This window comes from Archangium sp., assembly GCF_036277355.1.
Classification (GTDB): Bacteria; Myxococcota; Myxococcia; order Myxococcales; family Myxococcaceae; genus Archangium.
In genome coordinates this window covers 72,878-89,056 of record NZ_DASUNC010000161.1, presented here as the reverse complement: position 1 = coordinate 89,056, position 16,179 = coordinate 72,878, and the positions used below count along the sequence as shown (strand labels likewise).

12 protein-coding genes are annotated in these 16,179 nt (G+C 72.3%); 8 read left to right on the top strand and 4 right to left on the bottom strand.

The features are described 5' to 3' along the window. Together priA and VFZ09_RS39860 are read left to right on the top strand one after the other, a co-directional pair. The coding region (gene priA, locus VFZ09_RS39865) for a replication restart helicase PriA (RefSeq protein WP_329733018.1) at positions 1 to 1,391 on the top strand (1,391 nt) is incomplete at its 5' end. 17 nt (positions 1,392 to 1,408) lie between these two features. Then, on the top strand, positions 1,409 to 5,887 hold the full coding sequence (locus VFZ09_RS39860; protein WP_329733017.1) for a hypothetical protein: 4,479 nt from the start codon (positions 1,409 to 1,411) through the stop codon (positions 5,885 to 5,887). Positions 5,888 to 5,914: 27 nt separating this feature from the next. Here the strand turns inward: VFZ09_RS39860 and VFZ09_RS39855 are convergent, their stop codons facing one another. Then, positions 5,915 to 6,640 (bottom strand): hypothetical protein, encoded by a 726-nt coding sequence (locus VFZ09_RS39855; RefSeq protein WP_329733016.1) that lies wholly within the window; start codon positions 6,638 to 6,640, stop codon positions 5,915 to 5,917. Between the two features lie 252 nt (positions 6,641 to 6,892). Between VFZ09_RS39855 and def the strand changes: the two genes are divergently transcribed. Beyond that, a complete protein-coding gene (def, locus tag VFZ09_RS39850; RefSeq protein WP_329733015.1) occupies positions 6,893 to 7,414 on the top strand; it encodes a peptide deformylase in 522 nt (173 codons plus the stop codon). Here the strand turns inward: def and nth are convergent. Next, positions 7,411 to 8,049: an endonuclease III gene (nth, locus tag VFZ09_RS39845; protein ID WP_414640795.1), complete on the bottom strand. Its 639-nt coding sequence runs from the start codon at positions 8,047 to 8,049 to the stop codon at positions 7,411 to 7,413. The two genes, def and nth, sit on opposite strands and share 4 nt — an antisense overlap. Positions 8,050 to 8,244: 195 nt before the next feature. Here nth and VFZ09_RS39840 point away from each other — a divergent pair, with 195 nt between their 5' ends. Beyond that, positions 8,245 to 9,279 (top strand): M23 family metallopeptidase, encoded by a 1,035-nt coding sequence (locus VFZ09_RS39840; RefSeq protein ID WP_329733014.1) that lies wholly within the window; start codon positions 8,245 to 8,247, stop codon positions 9,277 to 9,279. Between the two features lie 30 nt (positions 9,280 to 9,309). Here the strand turns inward: VFZ09_RS39840 and VFZ09_RS39835 are convergent, their stop codons facing one another. Beyond that, positions 9,310 to 9,579 carry an HU family DNA-binding protein gene (locus VFZ09_RS39835; protein WP_329733013.1) on the bottom strand — a complete coding sequence of 90 codons (270 nt, stop codon included), beginning with the start codon at positions 9,577 to 9,579 and terminating at the stop codon, positions 9,310 to 9,312. 325 nt (positions 9,580 to 9,904) lie between these two features. Here VFZ09_RS39835 and VFZ09_RS39830 point away from each other — a divergent pair, with 325 nt between their 5' ends. Continuing rightward, positions 9,905 to 11,347: a hypothetical protein gene (locus tag VFZ09_RS39830; protein ID WP_329733012.1), complete on the top strand. Its 1,443-nt coding sequence runs from the start codon at positions 9,905 to 9,907 to the stop codon at positions 11,345 to 11,347. On the opposite strand, the gene VFZ09_RS39825 is transcribed toward VFZ09_RS39830, so the two are convergent. Then, positions 11,293 to 12,438, bottom strand: a complete 1,146-nt coding sequence (locus tag VFZ09_RS39825; protein WP_329733011.1) for an alpha/beta fold hydrolase — start codon at positions 12,436 to 12,438, stop codon at positions 11,293 to 11,295. The genes VFZ09_RS39830 and VFZ09_RS39825 overlap by 55 nt on opposite strands. Before the next feature lie 102 nt (positions 12,439 to 12,540). On the opposite strand from VFZ09_RS39825, the gene pssA reads away from it, so the two are divergent. The 3 genes from pssA to VFZ09_RS39810 are packed head-to-tail and all read left to right on the top strand — an operon-like array spanning position 12,541 to position 16,171. After that, a complete protein-coding gene (pssA, locus tag VFZ09_RS39820; RefSeq protein WP_329733010.1) occupies positions 12,541 to 13,380 on the top strand; it encodes a CDP-diacylglycerol--serine O-phosphatidyltransferase in 840 nt (279 codons plus the stop codon). A gap of 56 nt (positions 13,381 to 13,436) precedes the next feature. After that, positions 13,437 to 14,702 carry a CinA family nicotinamide mononucleotide deamidase-related protein gene (locus VFZ09_RS39815; RefSeq protein ID WP_329733009.1) on the top strand — a complete coding sequence of 422 codons (1,266 nt, stop codon included), beginning with the start codon at positions 13,437 to 13,439 and terminating at the stop codon, positions 14,700 to 14,702. Then, the gene (locus VFZ09_RS39810) at positions 14,699 to 16,171 is read left to right on the top strand and encodes a hypothetical protein (RefSeq protein WP_329733008.1); all 1,473 of its coding nucleotides are present in this window, start codon (positions 14,699 to 14,701) and stop codon (positions 16,169 to 16,171) included. Before VFZ09_RS39815 ends, VFZ09_RS39810 begins: the two co-directional genes overlap by 4 nt. Positions 16,172 to 16,179 lie beyond the last annotated feature (8 nt).

Below are 16,179 nucleotides of genomic sequence, written 5' to 3'. Positions count from 1 at the left end.
ACTCGGGCCTCAAGGACCGCGAGCGCCTCTTCCACTGGCAGGCCCTGCGCAAGGGCACGGTGCGCATCGCCGTCGGGGTGCGCTCGGCGGTGTTCGCTCCCGTGGAGAACCTCGGCCTCGTGGTGGTGGACGAGGAGCACGATCCCTCCTTCAAGCAGGAGGACAAGCTGCGCTACCAGGCGCGCGACCTCGCCGTGGTGCGCGCCAAGCAGGCCGGGGCGGTGGTGGTGCTCGGCTCGGCCACGCCCTCGCTGGAGACGCTGGAGAACACCCGCCGCGGCCGCTACCGCAAGCTCGTGCTCGAGAACCGCGTGGATGACCGGCCCATGCCCTCCATCAGTCTGGTGGACCTGCGCCAGGAGCGTCCCCGCGAGCCGCTCGTGCAGGAGGAGGCGCCCATCCTCTCGGCGCCGCTGCTCGACGCCATGGCGGAGACGATCGCCAAGGGCCAGCAGGTCATCCTCTTCCTCAACCGCCGCGGCCACAGCACCTTCCTCCTCTGCGAGGTGTGCGGCACCTCGGTGAAGTGCTCCGAGTGCGACGTGTGCCTCACCTACCACCGCTCGCAGAACCGGGTGGTGTGTCACTACTGTGGCGTGGCCCACCCGTTGCCGGACCACTGCCGCGAGTGCACCGGGCCGCTGCTCAAGATGGGCATCGGCACCGAGCGCGTGGAGGCGGAGGTCGCCGAGCGGATTCCCCAGGCGCGCGTGGCGCGGCTGGACCGGGACTCGGCCACCAGCGCCGAGCGTCTCACGGAGATGCTCGCGTCCTTCGCGCGCCGGGAGATCGACGTGCTGGTGGGCACGCAGATGGTGGCCAAGGGGCACGACTTCCCCGGGGTGACGCTGGTGTGCGTGGTGATGGCGGACACCTCGCTGGCCATCCCGGACTTCCGCGCGGCCGAGCGCACCTTCCACCTCCTCACCCAGGTGGCGGGGCGGGCCGGGCGCGGGAAGGACCCGGGGCGGGTGCTCGTGCAGACCTACAACCCCGAGGCGGACCCGGTGAAGCGCATGCTCGTGCATGACTTCGACGGCTTCGCCCAGCGGGAGCTGGAGCGGCGCAAGGTGCTCGCCTGGCCGCCCTACACCCGCATGGCGGCGGTGCGGCTCGAGGGCGAGAGCGCCGAGCAGACGGCCAGCGTGGCCCGGCAGCTCGGGGACTTCCTCTCCCGGCAGATGCCCCCGGCCTCGTGGGGGGTGCGCCTGCTGGGGCCCGCCGTGGCGCCCATAGCCCGGATTCGGGGCCGCACCCGGTGGCAGTTGCTCCTCAAGGCCCCCACCCACGCGGCCCTCGCCCCGCTGCTCGCCCGCCTGGAGGCGAAGCTGGTCGACATTCCCTCCGCCGTGCGTGTCACGATCGACGTGGATCCGGCGGCCATGCTGTAGACTCGCCCGCGATTCCAATGGCCGAATCGGTCCTCCTCGTCCACGACGACATCGCCACCATCGCCACCGTGCGGCGTCTGCTCGCACGCGAGGGCCATGAGGTCATTCTCGCTACCTCGGTGGCGGATGCCCTCATTGCCTTTGGCCACCACCTGCCCACGCTCATGATTCTCGCGCCCGGCATGGAGGGGGGGCGGGGCCACCTCGTCCTGGACGAGCTCGGCCAGCACCCGGACATGCGGCTCGCCCGCGTGCTGCTGCTCGGCGAGTCCGTGCCCGGCAGTGCCGCCCCGGTGGCGCCCCTGCCCCTGGATGGCTCCGGCTTCGTGGCGCAGGTGGCCACGGTCATCGCCTCGCCCGCGGGCCCGGAGGCCTGGTTCGCGGTGAAGGACGACGTGGAGCCGGAGGCCCCCGCTCCCGCGCAGTCCGGGCCCCCGGGACTCGTCCACAGGTCCGCCGGCTCCGGCCGCAACGCGGCGCTGGAGCACGCGCTCTTCGATGACCTGCCGAAGGCGGACGAGCCTCGGCCGTCCCAGTCCTCGCTCGATGCCGAGGATCTCTTCTCGCAGACGGAGCAGGCGGTGGCCACGGTGCCAGCGCTCGCGCCCGGGGTGGAGGCCCCGGCTCCGAAGGTCCCGGGGGGGTCCGAGCCGGATCCTGGCGGTGAGGCGGAGTCCCTCTTCGGCGCGACGGAGCAGGCGGTGGCCGGGTCGGTCCAGGTGCCGGTGCAGGCGCGTCCGGGCCCCGACGAGGACGAGATGCGGCGCATGGAGGAGGAGGTGCGCCGCGAGGCCGCCGCCCGGCGCCGGATGAAGCAGGAGGACTCCTCGCTGCCCGAGTCCTCCCCGGCGGGGCTCTTCGCGCGGACGCCCGCGATGGGCTCGGCGATTCCCATCATCACGGCCCCGACTCCCGTGGAGCTCGGGCCCGTGTCGGGGACGGTGCCGGAGCCGGTGGTGCCCCTGGCCTCGCTGCCTCCGCTGCCTCCGCTGCCGGCGGTGAAGGTCGTGGACGTGGAGGCGGAGGCCCGCGCGGAAGCCGAGCGCCTCGCCCAGCAGGAGATCGAAGCGGCGCTGGCGCGCGAGCGGGCGGCGTCGGGTGCGCCGGAGGCGGCTCCTTCCGCCGAGCCGCACAAGAAGGCGGGGCCGCAACTCGGGGAGGAGGGGTTCTTCGACGTCCCGAAGACGCCCATGTCCGTGCGGCCCCTGGATGGCTCGGACCTGGAGCCGGTGCCAGAGGATGCGCCGCTGCCGTCCGAGGGCGACGCGCCCGAGGGGTGGGAGGAGCCGCACCAGGAGAGCGTGGGCGCGGACTGGTTCGACTCCGAGCCCGCCGGGGCGCCTCGGGCCGAGCCGGTGAAGGCCGAGCCGGTGAAGGCCGAGCCGGTGCGAGCCGAAGAGGTGAAGGCCGAGCCCGCGAAGGCCGAGCCGGTAGCGGAGGCGGCACCGGAAGAGGCGCGGGAGGACGGGGAGGAAGGCGCGCCGGCGAAGAAGAAGTCGCTGGAGACCACGTCGAAGTTCCCGCTGCGGCCGGTGCCCGGGGCGGCGGATGCGCCGGATGTGACGTCGCTGCCGGCGGATGACGCGGTGGCGGTGCTGGAAGTGCGCCTGATGAAGGCGGAGCGCCGGATCTCCCAGGTGCTGTCCGAGCGGGATGGCGCGGTGGCGTGCCGGCGCGAGGCGGAGCAGCGGAGCACGGAGCTCGAGGCGGAGGTGGCCCGGCTGCGTGCCTCGCTGGAGACGCGGCCGGAGGTGCCGGACGCGCGGCGGGAGTCGCTGGAGCGGGAGGTGGCGGCGGCGCGCGAGAGCGAGGCCTCGCTGCGTGCCGAGGTGGAGCGGCTGAAGCAGGAGGCGGGGGCGCGGGAGGAGTCGCTGCGGCGCGAGGCCGAGGCGCAGCGGACGCGGCTCACGGCGCTGGCGGAGGAGCGGGGCCAGGAGGCCTCGCTGCGTGCCGAGGTGGAGCGGCAGCTGGAGGCGGCGCGGGCGCGGGAGGCGGAGCTGGGGCCGCGGCGGGAGGAGCAGCTCTCCCAGTTGGGCCAGCGACTCGAGGCCCTCGAGCAGCAGGCCGCCGAGTGGCGGGAGAAGGCCGAGGCGCGGGAGCGGCTGCGGGCCGAGGCGGAGCAGCGCGCCACGTCCGAGGCGGAGGCCCGGGCGCGGGTGGAAGCGCGGCTCGAGGCGGAGAAGGCGGCGCGGGCGGAGGTGGAGGCACGGGCCCAGGCGGAGACGAAGTCCCGCGAGCAGTGGGAGGCGCGGGCGCACGGGGAGGCGAGGGCGCGCAAGGAGGTGACGGCGCGCGGGGAGAAGGAGGCGAAGGCCCGGGCGGAAGCGGAGGCGAGGGCCGAGGCGGAGTTCCAGGCCCGTACGCAGGCCGAGTCCAGCCTGGCGGCCGAGTCGCGGGCGCGGGTGGCGGCCGAGGAGCGGCTCGCCGACGCGGAGAAGGCGCTGGCCGAGGCGGAGGCGCGAGTCACCGCCGAGAAGAAGGCGAGGGCCGAGGTGGAGGCCCGTGCGCGCACCAGCGCGGATGCGCGCGTGCAGTCGGAGATGAAGGCCCGCGCCGAGGCGGAAGCACGGGCCGAGGCGGCGGAGAAGGCTCGGTCCGAAGCGGAGGCGAAGGCCGAGGCGGAGTCGCGTGTCCGGGCCAAGGCGGAGCTGGGCGCCGAGGCGATGGAGAAGGCCCGGGCGCGGGCGGAGGCGCGAGCCGTCAAGGCGGAGCAGGAGCGTGCCGAGGCGCTCGCGCGGGCCGAGGAGCAGGAGCGGGCGCGGGCGGACGCGGAGGCGCGGGCCGAGACGGCGGAGCGGCAGCGGGCCGAGCTGGCGGCCCGTGTCGAGCGCGCGGAGAAGGCGCGGAGCACGTCGGACGGGTACGCCGGGGAGCAGGAGCGGGCGCGGGCGGAAGCGGAGACGCGGGCCGAGACGGCGGAGCGGCAGCGCGCCGAGGCGGAGGCCCGTGCCGAGCGCGCGGAGAAGGCGCGTGCCGCCGCGCAGGCGAAGGCGGCGGAGGAGAAGCAGGCCCGCGCGGAGGCGGAGGAGCGTGCCGGGGAGGCGGAGCGGGCCCGCACCGAATCGGAAGCCCGTGCCGAGGCCGAGTCCCAGGCGCGCGAGGAGCTGGCGCGCGTGCGCGCGGAGCTGGAGTCGCGGCTGTCCGGCCTCGAGGAGACGGTGGCCCAGCACGCGGCGCGGGTCCGCGAGGCGCGGGCGGAGGCGGAGCGGCTCACGCAGACGCTGGCCCAGGAGCGGGAGGAGCGCGAGTTCCTCGCCCACGAGGTGGAGCGGCTCGAGGCGACGCGGGCCCAGGCCCAGGCGGAGACGGCCGAGCGGCTGGCGCGTGCCGAGCAGGCCCACCGCGAGGCCGAGCAGAAGGCGTTGCGCGAGGCCGAGCAGACGGTCGCCCGGGTGCGCGCCGAGGCCGAGGAGCTGGCGGCCCGGGCCCGCGCGGCGATCGTCTCCATCCAGGTGCCGGGCCGGTTCGAGGTGGACATTCCCCGCTCCGGCGGCGTCAACCCGGAGGGGCTCGCGCGGCTCGTCACCCGGCTCCAGGAGGCGCGCGCGCAGATCCGCCTCGAGCTCAAGGTGGCGGGAGCCCTGCGCATCCTCTGGTTGAAGGATGGAGCGCTGGTGGGCGCGGTGTCCTCTGCGCCGGACGAGTCGCTCGTCGACCGGGCGCGGGCGGATGGGCTCATCGACGCACGCCAGGAGAACGAGCTGCGCCTGGTGCGCAGTGCCGCCACGGGGCCGATGCTCGACGCCATGCGCAGCCGCGGCTACCTGCGCGAGAACGAGCTCGTCCCGCTGGTGCAGCGCTACACCGAGCAGGTGGCCCTGGATGCGCTCTCCGAGCCCTCGTCGCTGTACCGGCTCACCGAGGAGCTGCCTCCGCACGAGGTGGCGCTCGCCGCCTCCACCCGGCCGTTGCTGCACCTGCTGGCCGAGTCCCTGCGCAACGGGGTCTCCAGCGATTCGCTCGTGGAGGCGGCCGGGGGGCTGCGCGCCGTGGTCGTCCGCGGCGAGCCCGAGCCCGCCCCGGAGGCCTTCGGGCTCTCCTCGCGCGAGCTGCGGCTGCTCGAGGACATCGACGGAGAGCAGACGCTCGAGCAGCTGCTGCTGGGCGCGGGCATGCCGCAGGACACCGCGCTCAAGGCGCTCGCGGTGGCACGGGCCCTGGGTCTCATCACCCTGCGTCCCGCCTCCCAGCCCTCGGACTCCGAGCAGGACGCACCGGGCGAGCTGGACGTGCGCCGGCTGGAATCCAAGTTCGAGGAGATCCAGGAGGCGGACTACTTCACCGTGCTCGGGCTCTCACGCTCGGCGGGCAGCGAGGAGGTGAAGCGCGCCTACGAGCTGCTCACCACCGAGTTCCACCCGCTGCGCTTCGCGGGGCATCCGGATCCCGCGCTCCAGCACCGGGCCCAGCAGATCTCCACCGCGCTGGCCGAGGCGGCGCGGGCGCTCGCGGACGATCGGCTGCGCGAGGAGTACGCCCGCAGCCTGCTGGACTGAGCGGCGGCCGCGTGCCGCCGGCCCGTCCTATTTGGGCGAGACCTTGAAGGGATTGGACTGGGCCACGAGGGTGGCGCCGACGCGCACGGTGAGCACCACGTTGTTGCCCGGCTTGTCGAGGACGACCTGCTCCAGCCGCAGGCCCTTGCTGAAGGGTCTGCTCAGGTTCGGGCTGATGCGCCCCTTGTTGGTGGACAGCTGCACCTGGCCCTCGAAGAGGGCGGCCTCGGGGCCCTCGACCCGCAGGGTGATGGAGAACGGGACGCCGCGGATCTGATCCGGGATGGGCTCGATGCGCACGTCCGTGACGCGCAGGGACCTGCCCCCGCCTGGCTCGGTGCCAGGGTCCGTCGAGCCGTCCGCGGTCCGGGGCTCCATCTCCGGGGGCAGCGGGAGCACCTTCAGACCCTGCTCGCGGATGGAGCCGCTGCCGTCCTCCAACTCCAGCTGGACGTCCTGGAGCCCGGCGGACAGGCTTCCGGGCAGGTGGGCCAGCAGCGTCCCCTCCTGCTCCTCGTAGGTGGGGATGACCGTCTGCCCGCCAATCCGCAAGGTCGGCATCACCACGGTGGCCGTCCGCGCGCCGTAGTCCACCTTCACCGGCAGTGGGGTATCGAGCTGGATGGCGATCGTCGCCGCCTCACCGCTCACCACCTCCTCGGGCTCGATGGAGACGATGTTCGGAGCGGGCGAGGCGTAGGGCTCGCAAGCGCACAGCACCAGGGTCGACAGCAGCGCGATCTTCCGGAGCACGGCGAATCCCTCCTGAACCGGTCTACCGGGGAATACCGAATTGAACCCAGTGTGCCTCGCCGCTCGCCCGGTGGAAAGCCGCCCGATGGTTTTCCTGTCACGCACTCCCCGTGAAAACCACTCTACTGGAAAACTGAAGCCTGGGTAGAAGAAAGAGCGGGCAGGGGCGTACCGCCATCCGGGTGACGGAGCGGGCGGACGGGCCCCGCGGGCCGGTTGCCCGGCCGCTTTCAGGGAGTTAAGAGGGGCGCCATGGTTCGCGAAATCCTCATCTGGCCCGACCCCCTCCTGAAGCAGAAAGCCAGGCCGGTGGCCCGGGTGGACGACTCCATCCGCACCCTGGTCCAGGACATGTTCGAGACCATGTACGCCGCCGATGGCGTGGGGCTCGCCGCGCCGCAGGTGGGCATCCTGCAGCGGGTCATCGTCCTGGACACCCGGCCGCGCCAGCCCGAGTCCCAGCCGCTGGCGATGATCAACCCGGAGCTCATCGCGCTGGAGGGGAAGACGACCTACACCGAGGGGTGCCTCTCCATCCCCGGCGAGGCCGAGGACGTGGACCGCGCGGCGGTGGTGACGGTGAAGTACCTGGACCCCGAGGGGCGCGAGCAGACGCTGACGTGTGACGGGCTGCTGGCCATCGCGGTGCAGCACGAGACGGACCACCTCAACGGCACCGTCTTCGTGGACCACGTCTCCACGCTCAAGCGCGAGCTCATCCGCAAGCGGATGAAGCGCGTGAAGTCGTCTCGCGAGGACCGGCCGACGGCCTAGGTCCGTACGCCCTTCTTCGGGCAGAGGTGGGCCACCGGGCAGCGCTCGCACGCGGGCGCCCGGGCCAGGCAGGTCCTCCGCCCGTGCCAGACCAGGAGCTGGTGGCCCTTGGCCCACCGCTCCGGCGGCAGCAGCGCCTGCATGTCCAGCTCCACCTTGTCCGGGTCCTCGTGGCGGGAGAAGCCCAGCCTGTAGGCGAGCCGCTTCACGTGCGTGTCCACGGGGAAGGCATCGTCGCCGCCGAGGTGGATGCACACCACGCCCGCCGTCTTGCGGCCCACGCCCGGCAGCTCCTCGAGCAGGGCGCGCGAGCGGGGCACCTCGCCCCCATGCTCGTCCACCAGGGCCTGAGCGGCGGCGATGATGTTCTTCGCCTTGGCGCGGTACAGGCCGCACGTCTGGATGTAGGGCTCCACCTCCTCCGCGGTGGCCCGGGCGTACGAGTACACATCCGGGAAGCGCTGGAAGAGCGCGGGGGTGACCCTGTTCACCCGCTTGTCCGTGCACTGGGCGGAGAGGATGACCGCCACCAGCAGCTCCATGGGGTTGCGATAGTCCAGCTCGATGCGCACGTCCGGCATGGCCTCTTCCAGCCGGTCCAGGACGTCCACCGCCCGCTTCCGCTTCGACTCCATCGACTCGCGCGACACGGGGATGCTCTATGACAAAACCGACCTCGGACGTAAAGCGGTTTCCACTACCTCACAGGACAGCTCATCCGACCTCCCGGGGCTGGAGCCCATACCGGGAGTGCCTCCGGTGAGACGCCCGGCCAGGACTTCCGGACGATGGCTGGCCGATTCCCGGGAGGTTGGTAGACTGGCGGTGCCTTGCGTCGTCTTGCCGCCCTCCTGCTGCTCCTCCTGTCGGCGTGTGCCGCTCCTCGCGCGCGGCAGAAGATGAGCTTCGCCGAGCTGTACTCCCAGGACACCGGGTCCTCGCGGGTGGACGCGGGCGCGGAGGCCGTGTCCCCGGGGGGGACGTCCCAGCGCATGCCCCAGGCGAGGCGGAAGGGCTCGCGGGTGGATGCCCCGGTGTCCCAGGAGCTGCGGGACGCCCTGGCCACCTTCGCCACGCAGGCGCGCGCCACGCGCTCGCAGGTGCAGCGGGGCAGCCCCATGCCGGACGCCCAGGTGCTCAACTGGCGGGAGATGAACACCACCCTGGACGCCTTCCTGAGCCAGTCCGCGCGCAAGACGTCCTCGCTGGACGTGGTGCGCGCCCGGGTGACGCTGGAGGCCGAGCTGGAGGAGGACGCGCGCACCTACGGGGACATGCCCGCGGACCTGGCCGACGCGGTGCTCGCCCGGATGGACCAGCTCGCGGTGCGCATGGCCGAGCTGCGCCTGCTGCAGCTCAAGCCCTCGAAGAAGCCCGCCCGGTTCATCTGGCCGGTGGACCCGGTCGTCATCACCAGCGTCTTCGGCAACCGGGTGCACCCCATCACGGGCGAGGAGAGGGATCATCTGGGCCTGGACCTCGCGGCGAAGCGGGGCCAGCTCGTCTCGGCGGCGGCCAAGGGCGTGGTGGTGCGGGCGGGGTGGAACGGCTCGCACGGCAACCAGGTCATCCTCCAGCACGACGGGAACATCACCACCCGGTACAGCCACCTGTCGCGGGTGCTGGTGACGCCCGGCGAGGTGCTCGAGGAGGGGGACGTGGTGGGCGCGGCCGGCAAGACGGGCCTGGCCACCGGCGTGCACCTGCACTTCGAGCTGTGGCGGGGCGGGGAGCCGGTGGATCCGCTCGACGAGCTGGGCCCCACGGAGTCCGGTGAGGAGCCCTCGTTCGTTCAGCGCGAGCCGGTGCCGGCCGGGGTCTCCCAACGCGAAGGACGCCGTCCGATCGGACGACGCCCCCGGTGAGGTCGGAGCGCGCGCGCGGGCTCCGGCGGACTACAGCGAGTTCTTCAGCTCCTTGGCGGGCCGGAAGCCGATCGTCTTCGAGGCCTTGAGCTTCATCATCTCGTTGGTCTGCGGGTTGCGGATCTTCCGCGCCTTGCGAGTGCGGACCGACCAGGTGCCGAACCCGGGGTAGCTGAAGCGCTGGTCCTTCTTCACCGCCTTGCCGATGTTGGCGAAGACGATGTCGAGAATCTCGGCCGCCGACTTCTTCGTCAGCCGCGACTGCGCCGCCACCGCCTCCACGAGCTCTGCCTTGGTCATCCGCGCTCTCCTCCGTCAGCGTTGAAATTCGAAAGTCCGAGGTTGGTAACAAATCGCTCTTTTGTCTGTCAATGCTGGCAACCATTGCGAGGCCGGTAGATCGGCCTGCGCGCGATCCGCGAGGAATTTGACGGTTCACCGGGCTCCTCTAGAGAGGAGAAGCACGTTCCGCGCTCCTCGGAGACGCGCGCCGTGGGTCTCATGACCCGCGAGGTGTGGATGTGATCGATTGAGAGGGTTTTTCTTTGTCATTTCGATCATTTGCGTGGCGTCCGCTGATCCCGAGGGGCACGAAAGGCCGGCAGGTAATAGTGTGTGCGATCGAATGCTCCGCCGCCTGCTGATGATCCTCTTCCTGACGTTTCCGGCCTGCTGTGCCACCGACCGGGTGATCGCCCCCGTCTCGCCGGCCGGACCCTCCGAGGTGTGGGTCGACGGGGCCCGCGGCGGGGCCGGGGACGGTTCGCGGGCGCGGCCCTTCACCTCCCTGTCCGAGGTGCTGGCTCGGGTGCCGGGAGGGGGTGCTCCGGTCCGGGTGCACCTGGCGCCAGGGCGCTACGTGGGCCCGTTCGTCCTGCCGGCCGGGTGGGAGCTGGTGGGGGCGGGAGCGGACCCGGTGCTGCACGGGCCGGGGACGGAGCCGGTGATCCGGGCGCCGGGAGGGGTCCGCTTGAAGGACCTGGTGGTCGAGGGCGGAACCTGGGGCCTGGAAGCGTCAGGGGTGGTGCGGCTGGAGGGGGTGCGCTTCCGGGGGCAGGGGCAGGGAGCGGTGCGGATGGAGTCGGGGCAGCTCACGGTGGAGGGAGGCGGCTTCGAGGCGGAGGGGACGGGAGCGGTGGGGGTGCTGCTGGGGGCGGGCTCGCGCGCGGAGATGCGGGGGGCCACGTTCACGGGCTCCTACCGGCGGGGCGTGGAGGCGCGGAGCGCGGAGGCGGAGCTGGAGTCCGTGCGCTTCCGGGGGCCCCAGACGGCGCTCTACCAGGAGGCGGGGCGGGTGCGGCTGCGGCACGTGTCGGTGGAGGGAGGGCGCGAGGTGGGGCTCTTCGTCCAGCGGGGCACGCTGCGGCTCGAGGACGTCACCGTCACGGGCCACGAGTTCGGCCTCCAGTCCATGAAGGCCACGCTGGAGGGGTGGGGCTTCACCTCGGTGCGGGCGGTGCGGGCGGGCGTGGCGCTCGTGGGCTCCCAGGCGGAGCTGGAGGACACGGTGGTGCTGGGCAGTGGTGCCTACGGCGGGGTGTCGCTGGTGGCCTCGGAGACGGTGCTGCGCGGCCTCCGGGTGGATGGGGCGGAGGAGTACGGCGTCATGGCCACGCGCGGGAGGCTCCGGCTGGAGCGGGCGGTCCTCACCCGCCTGACGACGCGGGACGGGGAGGCGGGGGACGGGCTGCACCTGCGCGACATCCGGGTGGAGGTGGAGGGGCTCGTGGTGCGCGACGCCGCGGGCGTGGGTGTGCTGGCGGCGCAGGGCTCCCAGGTGGTGCTGCGCGAGGCCTCGCTGGAGTCCTGCCGGGAGGCCGGGGTGTGGGCGGAGACGCTGGGCGAGGTGACGGCCGTGGGCGTGGAGGTGCGCGGCTCCCGAGGGCCCGCGCTGGTCGCCATGGTGGACGGGGTGCTGCGGGTGGACGCGCTCACGGCGAGGGACAACGCCGCGGGGCTCGTGGTGGCGGATTGTGAGGGCGCCACCGGGGTGACGCTGGGCCGCGTGACGGGTCAGGGCAGGGAGACGGTCCCCGCGCTGGCCTGTGTGGCGAGCGTCTCTCCCTGACGCAGGGGCGTGGCGTGGGCCACCAGCCAGCCGCGGATCTCCGGGTGGACCTCGAGCGGGGCGCCCGTGCCGAAGAGCAGATCTCCATGCCCGTAGTTCATCTTGTCGCCGCGCTCGCAGCCGAAGACGTGGAGCTTCTTGTCCGGTGAGCCGACCAGCTCGAACTGGGCGCGCAGGTTCTTGGGCGAGGCGAGCCGGTCCATGCTCCCTCCCATCACCATCACCGGCAGCGAGAGCTTGGCGAGCCCCGCGCGCCAGTCCACGCTCCCATCGAAGGAGCGGAAGGCGTCGTGGTCGATCCAATCCTGGAACTGCCGCAGCACGTTGCGGCTCATCGACGCCATCATGTTCGCGTAGACCTTGCGCTGGGTGGGCGGGAGGATGTGCCGCGGGTTGATGATGACGTCGGACATGGGCAGGGTGACGTAGCCGAGGAAGGGCGCCAGCGAGCGGCTCAGCCACTCGTTGCGCAAGCCGCGGGGCCACGCGGCCCGGTTGCCCACGCGGATGAGCCGGCGGATGAGGGGATCCGGCGGGAAGAAGACCGGCGAGCCCAGGGTGAGCAGTCCCGCGAGCTTCTCGCCCGTGGGGCCCTGCGCCACCGCGTAGCCCACGAGCCCTCCCAGCGAGTGGCCCACCCAGAGGGCGCGCCGGGCCCCCGTCTGGGCGAGTGCCAGCTCGATGAGCGCGGGCGCGTCCTGGGCGACGATGTCGTCCACCGTGACCTCGGACCAGCGGCGGCCGCGGGGCGAGGGCCGCGAGTGGCCGATGCCGCGCCACTCCACGCTGAAGCAGTCGAAGCCGGCCTCGGACAGGGCGTGGGCCAGGGAGTAGGGCGGCTCGAAGTCGAAGGTGCACCGGTTGGCGGCGAGCCCGTGGCACAGCAGCACGGGCTCCTCGAAGCGCCGGTGCGCGGCGCGCCGCACGTGCACGGTCAATTCCCAACCATCCTGGCAGCGGACCTTCAGCCGCTCGGGCGCGGGGGTGCGCAGCCGGTACCACCAGCGCACGGCGAGCACCCAGAGACCGTTGATACCCAACAGGATGAGTACGGCGAGCAGCACCCAGGATGTCCAACGCACCGCGTCCATCGGCCCTCCGCGAAGACCGGGCAAATAAAACCCTGGTATGATTCGTTCTCCCCCGGCTTTCACTGGAACGGCCAGTGGCCGACACATGGAGTCAGGAGAACGATGAGACCCCACAAGTTGATGTTCGTCCTGCCCAACCTGTTCACGGTCTCCTCCATCCTCTGTGGTTTCTACGCCATGATTCTCTGCGCGGGGCAGCCGGGCCCGGCGCAGTTCAATCAGGCGGCCCTGTCCATCCTCTTCGCCATGTTCTTCGACGGGTTCGACGGCCGGGTCGCCCGCCTGACGAAGACGCAGAGCGACTTCGGAATGCAGCTCGACAGCCTGGCGGACGTCATCTCGTTCGGGGCCGCGCCCGCCCTGTTGGTCTACAAGTGGGCACTCGAGCCCCTGGGCTTCCTCGGCCTGTTCCTCTCCTTCGCCTTCGCGGCGTGTGGGGCGCTGCGGCTCGCGCGCTTCAACGTGCTCGCCATGCGCAGCCCCCAGGGCGGTGGCGGGAGCTTCTTCGTCGGCCTGCCCATTCCGCTGGCCGCGGGCGTGCTCGTGTCGATGATCCTCGCCCACCATTCCGCCACGGCGGGTGAGGGGCTCGAGGACTCGGCCCGGGGCCCCGTGGCGGTGGCGGCGACGCTGCTCGCGCTGCTGATGGTGTCCACCGTTCGCTACCGGACCTTCAAGGACCTGCGGCTGTCGCGCCGTTCGGCCATCGTCCTGATGCTGGTGCTCGCCAGTGGCGTGGTCATCGGCACCCGCTTCCACCCGGCCTACGTGCTGGTGGCCTATTCGTTCGCCTACCTCGCCTTCGGCCTGGTGGAGTCCGCCTTCCTGGTGCGCAACCGCCTCGTGGCCCGGAAGGTGGGGCCGGGCGCCGTCGCCGCGGCCGTCCTCGAGGAGGAGGACGAGCTGGACGACGAGGACGAGGACGAGCGGAACGTGGCGTAGCGGTGCCCGTATCTGCGCGTGCCGGGGACGTCGGGTGCGGCTAGGATGCGCCGCCCATGCGCGTCGAGCTGCTGTGCACCGGTGACGAGCTCGTCACCGGACTGACCCCCGATACCAACAGCCCGTACCTGGAGGCGCGGCTCTTCGAGCTGGGCATCAAGGTGACGCGGGTGGTGCTGGTGGGGGATGTTCGCGAGGACATCACCCGGGCCTTGAGAGAGTCGGCCCACCGGGCGGACGTGGTCATCGTCTCGGGAGGGCTGGGGCCCACCGCGGATGACTTCACCGCCGAGTGCGCCGCCGGGGCCGCGGGTGTGCCGCTGGTCGAGGATGCCCGGACGCTCCAGTTCCTGCGCGAGCGAGCCGCGAAGCGGGGCCGGGAGCTGACGCCCAACGTGGCGCGCATGGCGCTGGTGCCCGAGGGCTCGGAGGTGGTGCCCAACCCGGTGGGGGCCGCGCCCCTGTTCATCGTGAGGATGGGTGGCTGCCGGCTCTTCTTCCTGCCGGGAGTGCCGCGCGAGTACCGGGCGCTGGTGGACGGCGAGGTGCTGCCGCGCGTGCGCGAGGAGCTGGAGAAGCAGCCGGGGCGCACGTACCGGGCCTTCCGCCTGCTGCGCACGGTGGGCATCCCCGAGTCCGTGCTGGACGCGCGCGTGGCCCCGTTGGCCGCGGCGCACGCGCGGGTGGTGTTCGGCTTCCGCACGCACGCGCCGGAGAACCAGCTCAAGCTGATGGCGGAGGCGCCCTCGCGGGCCGAGGCCGACGCCGCATTGGCCGCCGCGGAGAAGGCCGCTCGACAGGAACTGGGCCTGGCGGTGTACGGCGCGGATGGGGACTCGTATCCCGTCGTGCTGGCGAAGCTGCTGACGGAGGCGAAGGCCACGCTGTCGCTCGCGGAGAGCTGCACGGGAGGCCTCATCGCGGCGCAGCTCACCGGGGTGTCCGGTGCGAGCAACTTCCTGCTGGGCGGAGCGGTGGTCTACACCGAGCCGATGAAGACGGCCTGGGCGGGGGTGCCGCCCGAGCTGCTGGCCACGCACGGCGCGGTGTCGAGGCCGGTAGCGGTGGCCATGGCCGAGGGCATCCGGGCCGCGTGCAAGACGACGTATGGCCTGTCGGTGACGGGCTTCGCGGGCCCGACGGGGGGCACGCCGGAGGATCCGGTGGGCACCGTCTACTGCGCGCTCGCCGCGGAGGGGGCTCCCACGCGTGTCGAGCGTTTCTCCATTGCTGGCGATCGGGACATGGTGCGTCTGTTCGCCGCCTCTTACGCGCTCGAGCTGCTGCGTGAGCGCCTGTTGACCCCGCCTTCCGCCCCATGAGCCGCTCCAAGTCCAAGCGTCCCAAGCAGTCCTCCGCGCAGGCTCCAGAATCCGCGCCGTCCGCCGCGTCGGCCGGCGAGCCCCGGACGGCCCCACCGGAGTCCACGGCTCCCGAGCGGCCCGTGGAGTCCTCCGTGTCCACGGGAGCGCGAGGCGGGGTCGCGGGAGCCGCGTTGAGGATCTGGCTCTCGGCGTACCGGGTGGAGGTGGTGCTCTTCCTGGTGAGCTTCGTGGTGCTGGCCAGCTTCAGCTCGCAGCGTTTCCTGCGGCAGAGCGAGGCGCCGCACTTCGTGTACCAGGCGAAGGCGTGGTTGGAGGGGCGGCTGGACCTGGACCCCGAGGTGTTGCCCAACCTGGAGGACTGGGCGTGCGTGCGGGAGGTGGCGGGGACGAAGGTCCGGTGCGAGGGCCGGTTGCGTCCCGGAGACCGCTGGTACGTGAGCTTCCCGTCGTTCCCGGCGGTGGTGATGGTGCCCTTCGTGGCGCTGCACGGCTACCAGTTCAACGACACCTCGTTCGGGGTCATCGTCGGGGCGCTGGCGGTGGCGCTCTTCTACTCGCTGCTGCGTTTCCTCGCGAAGGAGGGGGAGACGTCGAGGGACCGTACGGAGAACATCGGCCTGGCGCTGATATTGGCCTTCGGCACGCTCTTCTTCTACGCGGCCATCCGGGGCGAGGTGTGGTTCAGCGCGGAAGTGATGGGCGTGGTCTTCACGTGCCTCTACGTGCGCAACGCGGTGCGGGCGCACCGCCCGGTGCTCGCGGGCCTGTTCTTCTCCATGGCCACGCTCACCCGCACGCCGCTGCTGTTCTCCGGGCTCTTCTTCGTGCTGGAGGTGCTGTGCCCGGGACCGGACCGGCTCGGGCAGCTCAAGACGCTGGGCGACCGGTGGAAGCCCGTGCTGCGCAATCTGGGCCTGTTCGCGCTCGGGGCCGCGCCGCTCGCGCTGCTGGCGGCGGCCTACAACGTCTACCGCTTCGGCGGCCCGGGCGAGTTCGGCCACGCGTTCCTCTACAACAACCGCGTCAACGTGGACATCGACCGGTGGGGCCTGTTCGATCCGGTCTACCTGTCGCGCAACCTGGAGGCGGCCTTCTTCAAGCTGCCGAAGGTCTCGTTCAATCCGCTGCGGTTGGGCTACGACCCGCACGGCCTGACGCTGCTGCTGACGCTGCCGTTGCTCGTCTTCCTGGTGGTGCCGAAGCTGAGGCCGCGCCTGCACTGGCCGCTGTGGCTCACCGTGGCCGTGACGGCGCTGCCCGGGCTCTTCTACCAGAACACCGGGTACATGCAGTTCGGCTTCCGGTTCAGCATCGACTACACGCCCTACCTGCTGTTGCTCTTCGCCATTGGGGGCTGGTCCCTGCGCAACCGCGCGGTGCAGGCCGTGGTGGTGCTCGGCGTGCTGGTGAACTTCTGGGGTGCGGTGGCCTTCCGTGGCTACACCGAGCTTGTCCGGAACTGGTAGGGCCAGGC

Coding starts and splice junctions, on each gene's coding strand:
- VFZ09_RS39825 (WP_329733011.1), bottom strand. CDS start 12,438: ATGGACGCGGTGCGTTGGACATCCTGGGTGCTGCTCGCCGTACTCATC.
- nth (WP_414640795.1), bottom strand. CDS start 8,049: ATGGAGTCGAAGCGGAAGCGGGCGGTGGACGTCCTGGACCGGCTGGAA.
- VFZ09_RS39830 (WP_329733012.1), top strand. CDS start 9,905: ATGCTCCGCCGCCTGCTGATGATCCTCTTCCTGACGTTTCCGGCCTGC.
- VFZ09_RS39860 (WP_329733017.1), top strand. CDS start 1,409: ATGGCCGAATCGGTCCTCCTCGTCCACGACGACATCGCCACCATCGCC.
- VFZ09_RS39810 (WP_329733008.1), top strand. CDS start 14,699: ATGAGCCGCTCCAAGTCCAAGCGTCCCAAGCAGTCCTCCGCGCAGGCT.
- pssA (WP_329733010.1), top strand. CDS start 12,541: ATGAGACCCCACAAGTTGATGTTCGTCCTGCCCAACCTGTTCACGGTC.
- VFZ09_RS39815 (WP_329733009.1), top strand. CDS start 13,437: ATGCGCGTCGAGCTGCTGTGCACCGGTGACGAGCTCGTCACCGGACTG.
- VFZ09_RS39835 (WP_329733013.1), bottom strand. CDS start 9,579: ATGACCAAGGCAGAGCTCGTGGAGGCGGTGGCGGCGCAGTCGCGGCTG.
- def (WP_329733015.1), top strand. CDS start 6,893: ATGGTTCGCGAAATCCTCATCTGGCCCGACCCCCTCCTGAAGCAGAAA.